Source organism: Paracoccus sphaerophysae (assembly GCF_000763805.1).
Taxonomy (GTDB): Bacteria; Pseudomonadota; Alphaproteobacteria; order Rhodobacterales; family Rhodobacteraceae; genus Paracoccus; species Paracoccus sphaerophysae.
This window is the reverse complement of sequence record NZ_JRKS01000076.1, coordinates 1-12,384: the sequence shown is the minus strand read 5'-3', so window position 1 is coordinate 12,384 and position 12,384 is coordinate 1. Positions and strand designations below refer to the sequence as shown.

10 protein-coding genes, 1 tRNA gene and 1 pseudogene are annotated in these 12,384 nt (G+C 70.9%); 6 read left to right on the top strand and 6 right to left on the bottom strand.

Annotated elements, in window-relative coordinates; all coding sequences use genetic code 11:
- Positions 1-373: 373 nt before the first annotated feature.
- From IC63_RS14885 to gpmI, 3 genes and pseudogenes are all read right to left on the bottom strand, one after another.
- Positions 374-1,705 (bottom strand): annotated as a pseudogene (locus tag IC63_RS14885) (S41 family peptidase); the annotation flags it as partial.
- Positions 1,702-3,033 carry a murein hydrolase activator EnvC family protein gene (locus IC63_RS14880; protein WP_232222634.1) on the bottom strand — a complete coding sequence of 444 codons (1,332 nt, stop codon included), beginning with the start codon at positions 3,031-3,033 and terminating at the stop codon, positions 1,702-1,704. The gene IC63_RS14880 and the pseudogene IC63_RS14885, both read right to left, overlap by 4 nt.
- The gene (gene gpmI, locus IC63_RS14875) at positions 3,030-4,562 is read right to left on the bottom strand and encodes a 2,3-bisphosphoglycerate-independent phosphoglycerate mutase (protein WP_036721772.1); all 1,533 of its coding nucleotides are present in this window, start codon (positions 4,560-4,562) and stop codon (positions 3,030-3,032) included. Before gpmI ends, IC63_RS14880 begins: the two co-directional genes overlap by 4 nt.
- A 247-nt stretch (positions 4,563-4,809) precedes the next feature.
- Here gpmI and dut point away from each other — a divergent pair, with 247 nt between their 5' ends.
- The 3 genes from dut (at position 4,810) to IC63_RS14860 (ending at position 7,014) form a co-directional block, all read left to right on the top strand.
- A complete protein-coding gene (gene dut, locus IC63_RS14870; RefSeq protein ID WP_036721769.1) occupies positions 4,810-5,286 on the top strand; it encodes a dUTP diphosphatase in 477 nt (158 codons plus the stop codon).
- Positions 5,283-6,401: a HesA/MoeB/ThiF family protein gene (locus IC63_RS14865; RefSeq protein ID WP_052042289.1), complete on the top strand. Its 1,119-nt coding sequence runs from the start codon at positions 5,283-5,285 to the stop codon at positions 6,399-6,401. The genes dut and IC63_RS14865 overlap by 4 nt, the downstream gene beginning before the upstream one ends.
- A gap of 175 nt (positions 6,402-6,576) precedes the next feature.
- Entirely contained in the window at positions 6,577-7,014 is a 438-nt protein-coding gene (locus IC63_RS14860; protein WP_232222633.1) for a hypothetical protein, read from the top strand.
- Positions 7,015-7,086: 72 nt separating this feature from the next.
- On the opposite strand, the gene IC63_RS14855 is transcribed toward IC63_RS14860, so the two are convergent.
- Positions 7,087-7,776 carry an SH3 domain-containing protein gene (locus IC63_RS14855; protein WP_036721767.1) on the bottom strand — a complete coding sequence of 230 codons (690 nt, stop codon included), beginning with the start codon at positions 7,774-7,776 and terminating at the stop codon, positions 7,087-7,089.
- A 201-nt stretch (positions 7,777-7,977) separates the two neighbouring features.
- Here IC63_RS14855 and IC63_RS14850 point away from each other — a divergent pair, with 201 nt between their 5' ends.
- Entirely contained in the window at positions 7,978-8,979 is a 1,002-nt protein-coding gene (locus tag IC63_RS14850; RefSeq protein ID WP_036721765.1) for a 2-hydroxyacid dehydrogenase, read from the top strand.
- Positions 8,980-9,054: 75 nt separating this feature from the next.
- Here IC63_RS14850 and IC63_RS14845 read toward each other — a convergent pair.
- Positions 9,055-9,129 (bottom strand) — tRNA-Gly (locus tag IC63_RS14845).
- A 169-nt stretch (positions 9,130-9,298) separates the two neighbouring features.
- Between IC63_RS14845 and IC63_RS14840 the strand changes: the two genes are divergently transcribed.
- Positions 9,299-9,922: a DUF5671 domain-containing protein gene (locus IC63_RS14840; protein WP_036721780.1), complete on the top strand. Its 624-nt coding sequence runs from the start codon at positions 9,299-9,301 to the stop codon at positions 9,920-9,922.
- Positions 9,912-10,382 carry a hypothetical protein gene (locus IC63_RS14835; RefSeq protein ID WP_052042288.1) on the top strand — a complete coding sequence of 157 codons (471 nt, stop codon included), beginning with the start codon at positions 9,912-9,914 and terminating at the stop codon, positions 10,380-10,382. The genes IC63_RS14840 and IC63_RS14835 overlap by 11 nt, the downstream gene beginning before the upstream one ends.
- Positions 10,383-10,463: 81 nt before the next feature.
- Here IC63_RS14835 and IC63_RS14830 read toward each other — a convergent pair.
- A partial coding sequence (locus tag IC63_RS14830) for a pyruvate carboxylase subunit B (protein WP_156965514.1) occupies positions 10,464-12,384 on the bottom strand: 1,921 nt, incomplete at its 5' end.

Here is a 12,384-nt window from a genome sequence, read left to right as displayed (position 1 = left end):
GGGTGGCGTCGGCGGGCAGCTCGACCGCGTCGGTTGCGGGGCCGTCGGTGCCGGGGGCGTCGCTTTCCGGGTCGGTGGCGTCGGTGTCGGGCATCGCGGCATCGGAGCCCGCATCGGCGGGCTGGGTATCCGCGGGCGCATCCGCCGGCGCGGTCTCGGGCGTCGCGGTCGCGTCTTCCCCGTCCGCCGGGGCCGCGTCCGTCGCGCCAGCAGGCGCTGCGCCCCCTTGCGAGGCGTCGCTGCCAGCCGGCTCGCCATCCGCCGGATCACCCTCGCCGGTCGGCGCGGCACCCTCTTTCGCGGCGTTCGAGGTCGCGTCGTCGCCGGTCACCGCGGGCTTGGCCGCATCGGCCACGTCGCGGGCCGAGAAATCGACCGCCGCCAGGCCCTTGAGGATGTCGACCGCATAGGCCAGCTGGTAATCCTCCTCGCGCAGCTTGGCGGTCGCCTCGACCTGCTTGGCCTCTTCCTCGATCTGGCGCTTTTCCTCGTCGCTGATCGAATCGTTGTTCAGCGCCCCGCGCAGGTCGCTTTCCGAGGTCGAGAAGTTCGACGCGCTTTTCGGCTTGTCCGCCTCGGCCTCGTCCTCGGGCTTGGGGCGGGGCTGTTCGACGATGATGTCGGGGTTGATCCCCAGCGCCTGGATCGACCGGCCAGACGGCGTGTAATAGCGCGCCGTGGTCAGCCGGATGGCGCTATCGGCGGTCACCGGCATCACCGTCTGGACCGAGCCCTTGCCGAAGGACTTGGTGCCGACGACGATCGCCCGCCGGTGGTCCTGCAGCGCCCCGGTCACGATCTCGGACGCGCTGGCCGAGCCGCCGTTGATCAGCGCCACCATCGGCTTGCCCTGCGCGAGATCGCCCGGTTCGGCATTCCAGCGTTCGCTGTCGTCGGGGTTGCGGCCGCGGGTCGAGGTGATCTCGCCCTTGTCGAGGAACGCGTCCGACACCAGCACCGCCTGGTCCAGTAGGCCGCCGGGGTTGTTGCGCAGGTCCAGCACGAAGCCGGTCACCTTGTCGATGCCGCCGGCTTCCTTGACCGACTTTTCCAGCTCGGCCTTCAGCGTGTCGTAGGTCTCGTCGTTGAAGGTGGCGACGCGCAGGACGACGGCGTGGCCTTCCACGCGCGAGCGCACGACGGTCAGCTTGATCGTCTCGCGCGTCATCTTCACGTCGAAGGGTTCCTTCTCGCCCTCGCGCAGGATGGTCACGGTGACCTCGGATCCGATCGGGCCGCGCATCTTTTCCACCGCCTCGTCCAGCGACAGACCCATCAGCGATTCGCCGTTCACATGGGTGATGAAGTCGGCGGGCTTGATCCCGGCCTCGGCGGCGGGGGTGCCGTCCATCGGCGAGATCACCTTGACCAGCCCGTCTTCCTGCCCGACCTCGATCCCCAGCCCGCCGAAGCTGCCGCGGGTCTGTTCCTGCATGTCCTGGTAATCGTTGGCGGCGAGGAACGAGGAATGCGGGTCCAGCGAGGTCAGCATGCCGTTGATCGCGGCCTCGATCAGCGCCTTGGCGTCGACCTCCTCGACGTAATCCTGCTGGACGCGCTCGAACACGTTGCCGAACAGGTCCAGCTGTTCATAGACCGAGCTGTTCTTTTCGCTTTCCTGCGCGATCAGCGGTCCGGCCAGCTGCGTCGTGACAAGGATGCCGGCAAGCGTTCCGCCGATGCCGGCCATGAGGTGTTTCTTCATTCCGTCGTCCTGACCTGTTCGTCTGTCCCGGCGTTTTCGTCTGTCTGGCCCGCGGCCAAGGCGTCCGCGTCCAAGGAAGTGCCCGAGTCCGTCGCGGGCGTGATGACGGGATTCATCACGAACCATTCGGCCGGGTCCAGTGTTTCCTTGCCCCTGCGCAGTTCGACATACAGCTGCTGCGAGGAATTGGGCAGCTTGCCGCCGGCCGCGGCCTCGACGAAGGCGGCGCCGAATTCGGATGCCGCGCCTTCCTGTCCGCCCATCAGGCCAAGGGGTTCGCCCGCCGCGACGACGTCGCCGGTCTCGCCAAAGACCTGCGCCAGCCCGGCCAGCACCAGCAGATAGCCCCCCGCCGGTTCGACGATCATCACATTGCCGTAATCCAGCAGCGGCCCGCGATAGCGGATCGTCGCCGGCCACGGTGCGGTGACCAGCGCCGCCGGGGCGGTCCCGAGCGTCAGGCCCGGGCGCTTGACGCCGCGCGCGTCGGGCTGCCCCGGTTCGCGCAGCACCGTGCCCATCGCGGGCAGCGGCAGGCTGCCCTGCGCGGCCTCGAAATCGGCCATCGGGGCACCGATATCCCGTTCCATCTGGGCGATGCCCTGGGCAAAGGCGTCCAGCGTCTCGGCCGATTTCAGCAAGCTGGTCAGTTCGGCCGGGTCCTCGCCGAAGCGGGTCGGCACCTGCGAGCGGTCGGTGACCGCCGAGGCCAGCAGCCGCCGCGCCTCCTGCACCTGGCCCAGCCCCTGGGCCAGCGTGTCGGCGGCGGATTGTTCGATGGCGCGGACAGTGGCGATCTCGTCCAGCCCGGATTTCAGGCGGTCAGCCTCGGCCTGCAGGGCAGGGGTGATCGCCGACAGCACCATCCCCGACTGCGCCGTGCTGGCGGCGCCCGCGGGATGCAGCAGCATCAGCGTTTCCGGCGATTGCTGCATCGCGGTCATCACCCCGATGACGCGGGCGAGCCGTTCGCGGCGCTGTTCGAATTCGCCGCGCACCTGCGCCTCGCGCAGGGCGGCGCGGCGCAGGCTGTCGCGCAGCGCGGCCTGGCCCTGTTCATAGGCGCGGATCACCTTCCCCAGCGCGATGACCTGGTCGTCGGCTGACAGGGCGCCGTCCAGTTTCTCCATCGCCTGGCGCAGCGCCTGCGCGGCCTCGGCGGCCTGCGCGGCGGCGGCCTCGGCCGGGGTCTGCGCCTCGCGCGCGGGGTCGGCGCCCGCCGCGGCGGTGACGGCGCTGCGCCCGCCCTCGGTGACGATGCCCTGGCCGACCGCCGGCACGGCGGCGGCCAGCAGCGCCGCCAGCGCGAGAGAGCCGCGAGGGGTCACGCGCCGGGCCGCTCGATCAGGCTGCGGCCGGTCATCTCGGGCGGCAGCGGCAGGCCCATCAGGTCCAGCACCGTCGGCGCCACGTCGGCCAGCCGCCCGCCGGTGCGCAGCGTCGCGCCTTGGGGACCGCGATAGACGATCACCGGCACCGGGTTGGTGGTGTGGGCGGTGTGCGGCCCGCCCGTCACCGGGTCCACCATCGTCTCGCAATTGCCGTGATCGGCTATGATGACCGCCGCGCCCCCGGCCGCGTCCAGCGCCGCCAGCATCGCGCCAAGGCCGCGATCCACCGCCTCGCAGGCGCGCATCGCGGCGGGCAGGCTGCCGGTATGGCCGACCATGTCGGGATTGGCGAAGTTCACCACGATCAGGTCGTAGCCGGCGTCGATCGCCTCGACCAGCTTCGCGGTCACCTCGGCGGCGGCCATCTCGGGCGCGAGGTCATAGGTCGCCACCTTGGGGCTGGCGGGCATGAAGCGGTCCTCGCCCGGCTCGGGCACCTCGCGCCCGCCATTCAGGAAGAAGGTGACGTGCGGATATTTCTCCGTCTCGGCCAGCCGGAACTGCCGCAGCCCCTGCGCCGCCACCCACGCGCCCAGCGTGTTCACCACCTGCCGCTTGGGGTAGGCCGCGCCCATGTATTCGTCATGCAGCGCCGAGTAATCGACCATCCCCAGCACCGCCGCCCAGTGCGGCCGGGTGCCGGGGTCAAAGGCGTCGAAGCCTGGCTGGGCCAGCGCCGCCATGATCTCGCGCGCCCGGTCGGCGCGGAAGTTGAGGCAGAAGAAACCGTCCCCGTCCCGCGCCCCGCCATAGCCCGCGACCACGTGCGGCAGGATGAATTCGTCAGTCTCGCCGCGCGCATAGCTGTCCACGACGGCGGCGTCGGCGGTCCGCGCCGGCAGCCCCTCGCCGTGGGCGATGGCGGCATAGGCTTTCGCCACCCGCTCCCACCGGTTGTCGCGGTCCATCGCGTAATAGCGGCCGATGACGGTGCCGATGCGGGCGCCCTCGGGCAGCGCGCCGGACAGTTCGGTGATGAATCCCTGCGCCGACGCGGGCGGCACGTCGCGGCCGTCGGTGATCGCGTGGATCACCACCGGGACGCCGTGATCGACGATGGCGCGGGCGGCAGCGGCGATGTGGCCGAGATGCCCGTGCACGCCACCGTTCGACACCACCCCCATCAGATGCGCGGTCCCCTTCGTCTCGCGCAGGCGGGCGACAAAGCCGCCGATGCCGGCGTTCCGGAAGAAGCTGCCATCCTCGATGGCGAGGTCGATCTGGCCCAGGTCCATCGCCACCACCCGGCCGGCGCCGATATTGGTGTGCCCGACCTCGGAGTTGCCCATCTGCCCGCGCGGCAGCCCCACATCGGGGCCGAAGGTCGTCAGCGTCGCATTGGGACACTCGGCCCGCAGCCGGTCATAATTCGGCGTCTCGGCCTGGTCCGGGGCGCTTTGGTCGGGGCGGTCCGAGATGCCCCAGCCATCGAGGATGCACAGGACGACGGGTTTCGGATGGGTCATGTCGGTTTCCCTGCAGTTAAGGCCGCGTTCTAAGGCGCTGTGGGGCAGGGGGCAAGGCAGGCGGCTGGGCGAACCGTCGCAGGGGGGCGCTGCCCCCCGCCAGCTGCCGCTGGCCTTCCTCGCTGAAAACGGTCCACCGGACCGTTTTCCGGGCGCTCGGAAGCCCCCGGGATACTTGAGCAAAGAAGAACCACCCGTGACGGGGCGGGCGGGCTGGCCTATGGCTGGCGCCCGAAGGAGCCGCTCGATGACCGATCTTGCCCCCCGCGTGGAGCTGAAGCTGCTGGACCCCCGGCTGAAGGCCTGGGGCGGGCCGGCCTATCAGACAGCGGGGGCGGCGGCGGTGGATCTGCACGCCTGTCTGGACGCGCCGCTGGCGATTGCGGCCGGGGCGCCGGCTTTGCTGATCGGGTCGGGGCTGGCGCTGCACATGGCCGATCCGCATCTCGCGGCGCTGGTGCTGCCGCGATCCGGGCTGGGGCATCGCGCGGGGCTGGTGCTGGGGAACGGCGTCGGGTTGATCGACGCTGATTACGTGGACGAGATCCAGGTGAGCGTCTGGAACCGCAATCCGCCGGGCGGGGCCGAGATCAGGATCACCCCCGGCGACCGTATCGCGCAGCTGATGTTCGTGCCGGTGGCGCGGCCGGTGTTTGCCGTGGTCGAGGCGTTTTCGCAGGGGTCGGACCGTGCCGGCGGGTTCGGCTCGACGGGGCTGTCGTGATCTGGGGGTTGCTTGGCGCGGTCGCCGCGGTGCTGACCGGGTGGCGGTTCGGCCTGCGCGGGCTGGCCGTCGCCGTGGCGGCGGTCTGGCTGGGCGGCGTCGCGTGGCTGTTCACGCGCGGCGGCGCATCGGGCGATCTGGCGCGCTTCGCGTGGTGGACGGTGACCGGCGGCGCGCTGCTGCTGGCGCTGGGCTATGCGGCGCTGATCGGGGAACTGCGGCGGCGGACGCGGGACGCCGGCGCGACGGCGGGACTGCCGTATCGGGCGGCGCTGGCGCAGGCACCGGCCGCACCCTTGCCGCCCAACCCTGAGCCGCTTGCAGAGCCGGGTCCGCCCGCCGATCTCTCCGGCCCGCTGAGCGACGATGAACTCGACCGCTATGCCCGCCATATCGTGCTGCGCGAGCTGGGCGGCGCGGGCCAGCGGCGGCTGCGCGCGGCCCGGCTGCTGGTGGTCGGCGCCGGAGGCCTGGGCGCGCCAGTGCTGCTGTATCTCGCCGCCGCCGGGGTGGGCCGGATCACGGTCGCAGACGACGACACGGTCAGCCTGTCGAACCTGCAGCGGCAGGTGATCTTCGGCACCGCCGACATCGGCCGCCCCAAGGCCGAGGCCGCCGCCGAGGCGATGCGCCGGCTCAACCCGCATGTCACGGTCAGCCCCCTGGTCCGCCGGATCACGGCCGACGACACCGCGCTGGTCGCCGACCACGACCTCGTGCTGGACGGCACCGACAGCTTTGCCAGCCGCGCGGCGGTCAACGCCGCCTGCGTGGCGGCCCGCGTGCCGTTGCTGGCCGGGGCGATCGCGCAGTGGGAAGGCCAGATCGCGCTGTACGACCCAGCCCGCGGCGGCCCCTGCCTCGCCTGCCTGTTCCCCGAGCCGCCGGCCCCGGGACTGGCCCTGTCCTGCGCCGAGGCCGGGGTCGTGGGCGCCTTGCCCGGCATCATCGGCAGCAGCATGGCGCTGGAGGCGATCAAGCTGCTGGCCGGCGTGACCGGCAGCGGCGCGGGCGAAGGGCTGCGCGAGCGGATGGTGCTGATCGACGGGCTGTGGGGCGACACGCGACGGCTGCGCATCGCCGCGCGGCCGGGTTGCGCGGTTTGCGGGGCCTGACCTCCGCCGCCAAGCCTGGCGGCTGCCCTTGCCGCAGGCATCTGAGCGAAGAGCACGGAAAGACGAAGTTTTTTTTCGCGCCGCGACAAATTTTCGGGAACGAATGGTAAGTGACGCGCTTTTCTGATTCAGATGCGCCTCGCGCTGATCGTCATCAAGAGGGAGTAACCGAAAAATGACCTATCTGAAGCCCGCCCTGGCGCTGGCCGCCGCCATGTCCCTGTCGGCCTGTCTGCCCGGCCAGACCACCACCACCGTCACCGCTCCGGGCGCCGACCCGGTCGTCGTCGTGGACGGCCCCGACGTTGCCCCGGCTGCGCCCACCGCGACCAGCGGCACCCCCGGCGCGGATACGCTGAACGGCACCTGGAACCTGGTCGCCTCGCAGTGCGGCGATCCCGCCTCGAAAGGCCGCCTGGTCGTGCAGGGCAACAAGTTCACCTTCCCGACCGCGGACTGCACCGCGACCAGCTCGTCGGTCGAGACCAACTTCACCAAGGTTTCGCTGGGCTGCTCGGGCGCTGCGAACCGCGAACTGAACATCTCGATCCGTCCGGGCATCATGCGCCTGACCGAGGACACCACCACGCTGACCTATTACCGCTGCATGTAAGCCGCGACCGTCAGCTGACTTTGCAACGCCCCGGACATGCTCCGGGGCGTTTGCGTTTCGCGCGGTACCCGGTCAGTCGCGCAGTTCGCCGGCGTCCACGCCCCACAGCGAGGTCTTGGGCACCCAGCCCTTTTCGCCGCCGCCCGACACCCGGCACCAGTCCTTGCTGCATTCGTGCAGCCGCACGATGGCGCCGGCCTCGGCCCGGGCGATGACCGCGCCGTTCTGGTCGGGGCGGCTGCGCAACTCGGCCATGTCGGTGGTCACGATCGCCGTGCGCACGCCCGACAGCAGCGAGTAATGCACCCAGCCGCCGGCGCCGTCCTGATCCTCGACCCGGCGCCAGTGGCCGAACTCGGCCACCACCCGAAGCGGCATGCCGGGATGGCGGAACACCCAGTCGATGCGGTGCGACAGCGACGGACCGCGGCGCGCGTTGCCCTCGCCGCCCTTGAGGCTGACATAGCGCGGCAGCGGCAGGTTGGTCACCGGCCCCTTGTTCGGATCGCGGGGTGCGGCCTGATGCCGCGAGATCAGCGAATCCGCGGTGATGTCGGTCGGATCGACCTCGATGGTGGCGCCACCCGCCGCCGCATCCCGGCCGGCCTGGCCATCCCCGCCCCCCGTCGTCGTCCCCGCCACGGACCCGGCGCTCAGCTGGCCGGCGCCGGTCTTGGCGGCCTTTTCCTGCGCCAGCGCCGCGCCGGAGGCCAGCCCCAGCGCCAGGATCGTCACCGTCAGCCCGTCCCGCAGCCGGGTCATGCCATGTCCGGCCTGCCGGTCCCGCGCCGGGCCCGCCTTTGCGCGTGGTGAAAAGCTCATCTGGTCGTCTTCCTTGCCCGGCCGCGCCTGCTTGCGCGGTATGCCTGCCCCCGGACGGAGGACCGCCCGATCGGGGTCTTGTGCCTGCCCCGCCTTGCGGGCAGTTTGCCAAACGGAAACCCGCATTGGAAGAGAAGTCGCATGGCTGGCACCGCATCTCCTCGTGATCGGCTGAAGGTGACGGTGACCCGCCGGCTGCCGCCGGCCGTCGAATCCCGGATTGCTGAACTGTTCGACGTGAGCCTGCGGGATGTGGACGTGCGGATGACCCGCGAAGAACTCGCCGCGGCGATGCGCGACACCGACGTGCTCGTCCCGACCGTGACCGACCAGATCGACGCGAACCTGCTGGCGCAGGCCGGCGACAGGCTGCGGCTGATCGCCAACTATGGCGCCGGGGTGGACCATATCGATGTCGAATCCGCGCGCCGCCGCGGGGTGCTGGTGTCCAACACCCCCGGCGCCGCGACCGAGGATACCGCCGACATGGCCATCGCACTGATGCTGGCCGTCACCCGCCGCATCCCCGAGGGGCTGGCCGAGATGCAGGCCGGCCGCTGGGAAGGCTGGGCCCCGACCGCGCATCTGGGCGGCCGGATCGGCGGGCGCCGGCTGGGCATCCTGGGGATGGGCCGGATCGGGCAGGCGATCGCGCGGCGGGCAAATGTCTTCGGGATGCAGGTCCATTATCACAACCGCCGCCGGCTGCGCCCCGAGATCGAGGAGGATCTGAAGGCGACCTGGTGGGAAAGCCTCGACCAGATGCTGGCGCGGGTGGACATCCTGTCGATCAACGCGCCGCACACGCCCTCGACCTTTCACCTGCTGAACGCGCGGCGGCTCAAGTTGATGAAGCCGTCCGCGGTGATCGTGAACACCTCGCGCGGCGAGGTGATCGACGAGAACGCCCTGACCCGGATGCTGCGCGCGGGCGAACTGGCCGGGGCGGGGCTGGACGTGTTCGAGCATGGCCACGAGATCAACCCGCGCCTGCGCGACTGCCCGAACGTGGTGATGCTGCCGCACATGGGGTCGGCCACGGTCGAGGGCCGGGCCGAGATGGGCGAAAAGGTCATCATCAACATCAAGACCTTCGCCGACGGCCACCGCCCGCCGGACCTGGTACTGCCGGGGATGCTGTAAGGCATCCCCTTCGTCCCCTTCGGGCAACCGCAGCAACGAAAAAGGCCGATCCCGCAGGACCGGCCTTTTTCGATCTGGAGCGGGCGATGAGATTCGAACTCACGACCCTAACCTTGGCAAGGTTATGCTCTACCCCTGAGCTACGCCCGCGCCCCGTCCCGGTGGCATCCGCCGCCGGTGCAGGGGATTTAGACAAGGCGGCCGGGGGCTGCAAGAGGTAAAATCACCTTTCTGCGGGCCGGGGCCGCGGGTCAGGATCGCAGGCTTGACGCGGCCGCCCCCGATGGTCCCAATGGCGCCGATCCTGACGGGAGCCGGCATGGCCCGCATCGATGACATGGCGGAATTCGTCCGCGCGGGCCTCGCCGCCGGCCACGCCCCCGACGAGCTGTCGGCGGCGCTGGCCGCCGCGGGGTGGAGCCCGGTGGAAATCCACGAGGCGACCTCGACCTGGCTGCCCGCACCCCCCGGCCTGCCGCCGGTGCCGCGGCCGCGCGCCTATGTCTCGGCCCGCGAGGCGCTGATCTATGGGCTGCTGTTCCTGCTGCTGGGCTGCATCTGCTGGCACCTCACCATGCTGGGGGTCCGGCTGATCGAGCTGCTGCTAGCCGATCCGGCCGAGCGTCATCCGATGCCGGCCAGCGTGATGCGCTGGAACATGGCGGTGCTGATCCCGACCGTGCCGCTGTTCCTGTGGCTGAACCGCCGAGTGGCGGCGGCCACGGCGGGCGATCCGGGCCGGCGGCGGTCCTTGGTGCGCAAGTGGTTCGCGGCCGTCACCATGCTGCTGGCGGCGCTGGCGCTGCTGGGCGATCTCGTTGCCGTCGTCCACGCCCTGCTGAACGGAGAGCTGACCGCCCGCTTCCTCGCCAAGGCGGCGCTGGTCGGGCTGATCGGCGGGCTGGCCTTCGCCTATTACCGGGCCGAACTCGATGACCGCTAGACGTTTCGCCCAAGGCTCGGGCCAGGGCTGGGCGAGCCTCGCCATCGCCGCGCTGGCGGCGGTGCTGGTGATCGTCGGGCTCGCGGTCGCAGGCGGCCCGATGCAGGCCCGCAAGGAACGCCGCGACCAGGCGCGGACGGACGACCTCGCCCGGCTGGCCGCTCATGTGGAATGCCTCTCCCAGACCGAACAGGGCAGCATACTGCCCGCCGATCTGACCGCGACCACGTCCTGCCCCGCGCCCGAGCGGCTCGCCGACGACAACGGCGCGCCCTATCGCTATCAGCCCACCGACGCGCTGCATTACCGTCTGTGCGCCGATTTCGAGATGCCCCCTCATCCCGCCCAAGCCCGTTGGGCCGAGAAACGCGACGGCGACTGCATCCTGCGCGAGCTTCCAGTCCCGCCTGCGACCGCTGCCCGCCCGATGGACCAGGTCGAGGTCCAGCCCGCGCGCTGACCGCCTTGGCCGCGCGCTCCCCGGCGCTTCTTCTTTGCCCAAATATCCCCGCCGGAGGCACGGCCCGGCAGGGCCGTTCCCTCATTCCAGTTCCACGAGCAGGTCCTTGGCGTCGATCTGCTGCCCCGGCGCGACATGGACCGCCTTGACGGTCGCCGCACGGTCGGCGTGGATGGTGGTTTCCATCTTCATCGCCTCGATGGTCAGCATCAGGTCGCCCGCGTTGACCTTCGCCCCCGCGGTGACGGCCACCGTCGCCACCACGCCCGGCATCGGCGCGCCGACATGGTCGGGGTTGCGCGGATCGGCCTTGGCCCGCGCGGCGCTGACCGCCTTGGCGGCGCGGTTCGGAACCCGGACGCTGCGGGGCTGGCCGTTGAGTTCAAAGAACACCTTGGCGTCCCCCGCCTCGTCGGTCTCGCTGACCGTCAGCATGCGGATTTCCAGCGTCTTGCCGGGGTCGATCTCGGCGCTGATCTCGTCCCCGGGTTCCATCCCGTAGAAGAAGGCGGGCGTCGGCAGGGTGCGGACCGGGCCATAGACGCGGTGCCGCTCGGCATAGTCGAGAAACACCTTGGGATACATCAGCCAGCCGTTGAAGTCCTCGTCGTCGACGTCGAGCCCGTCGAGCTTCTGCTCCAGCTCGGCCCGCGCTGCGGTCAGGTCCACCGGCGGCATCAGTGCGCCGGGGCGGGCGGTGATCGGGGCCTCGCCCTTCAGCACCTTGGCCTGCAGCGCCGGCGGCCAGCCGCCGGGGGGCTGGCCCAGGTTGCCGCGCATCATGTCCACGACCGAATCGGGAAACGCGACCTCGACGGCCGGATCCTCGACCTGGGCACGGGTCAGCCCCTGGGCCACCATCATCAGCGCCATGTCGCCCACGACCTTGCTGGAGGGCGTGACCTTGACGATGTCGCCGAACATCGCGTTCGCATCGGCATAGGCCTGCGCCACCTCGTGCCAGCGATCCTCGAGCCCCAGCGAGCGCGCCTGCGCCTTGAGGTTGGTGAACTGGCCCCCCGGCATCTCGTGCAGCCACACCTCGGACGCGGGCGCCCGCGTCCCCGCCTCGAAGGCCGCATACTGGTCGCGCACCCGTTCCCAGTAGTTCGAGATCTCGCGCACCGCGCCGATATCCAGCCCGGTGTCGCGCGGGGTGTTGGCCAGCGCCTCGACGATCGAGCCGAGGCAGGGCTGCGAGGTGCCGCCGGAAAACGCATCCATCGCCGCATCGACCACCGCCACCCCGGCCTCAGCGGCGGCCAGCACGGTCGCGCCGGCGATCCCCGAGGTGTCGTGGGTGTGGAAATGGATCGGCAGCCCGACCTCGTCGCGCAGCGCGGCGAACAGCGCGGTGGCGGCGGCGGGCTTCAGCAGCCCGGCCATGTCCTTGACGCCCAGCACATGGGCGCCCGCGTCGCGCAGCGCGGTGGCGGTCCGGACGTAATAGCGCAGGTCGTACTTGGCCCGGTCGGGGTCGAGGATGTCGCCGGTATAGCAGACCGCCCCCTCGCACAGCTTGCCGGCCTCGATCACCGCGTCCATCGCCACGCGCATGTTCTCGACCCAGTTGAGGCTGTCGAAGACCCGGAACACGTCCACCCCGGACCGGGCCGCCTGCGCGACGAAGCTTTGCACCACGTTGTCGGGATAGTTGGTGTACCCCACCCCGTTCGAGGCCCTGAGCAGCATCTGCGTCATCACGTTCGGCATCGCCGCGCGGATGTCGCGCAGCCGCTGCCAGGGGCATTCCTGCAGGAATCGATAGGCCACGTCGAAGGTGGCCCCGCCCCAGCACTCGACCGAGAACAGGCCGGGAAGGTTCGCGGCATAGGCCGGCGCCACCCGGATCATGTCGATCGATCGCATCCGCGTCGCCAGCAGCGACTGGTGCCCGTCGCGCATGGTGGTGTCGGTCAGCAGCAGCCGCTGCTGCCCGCGCAGCCAGTCCGCGACCGCCTGCGGGCCGCCGCGACCCGCCCGAGGGCACGCGGCAGATGCT

Excerpts from the sequence above, each read along its gene's own strand:
- IC63_RS14855 (WP_036721767.1), bottom strand. The coding sequence starts at position 7,776 with ATGACCCGGCTGCGGGACGGGCTGACGGTGACGATCCTGGCGCTGGGG.
- IC63_RS14860 (WP_232222633.1), top strand. The coding sequence starts at position 6,577 with ATGACCTATCTGAAGCCCGCCCTGGCGCTGGCCGCCGCCATGTCCCTG.
- gpmI (WP_036721772.1), bottom strand. The coding sequence starts at position 4,562 with ATGACCCATCCGAAACCCGTCGTCCTGTGCATCCTCGATGGCTGGGGC.
- IC63_RS14840 (WP_036721780.1), top strand. The coding sequence starts at position 9,299 with ATGGCCCGCATCGATGACATGGCGGAATTCGTCCGCGCGGGCCTCGCC.
- dut (WP_036721769.1), top strand. The coding sequence starts at position 4,810 with ATGACCGATCTTGCCCCCCGCGTGGAGCTGAAGCTGCTGGACCCCCGG.
- IC63_RS14835 (WP_052042288.1), top strand. The coding sequence starts at position 9,912 with ATGACCGCTAGACGTTTCGCCCAAGGCTCGGGCCAGGGCTGGGCGAGC.
- IC63_RS14850 (WP_036721765.1), top strand. The coding sequence starts at position 7,978 with ATGGCTGGCACCGCATCTCCTCGTGATCGGCTGAAGGTGACGGTGACC.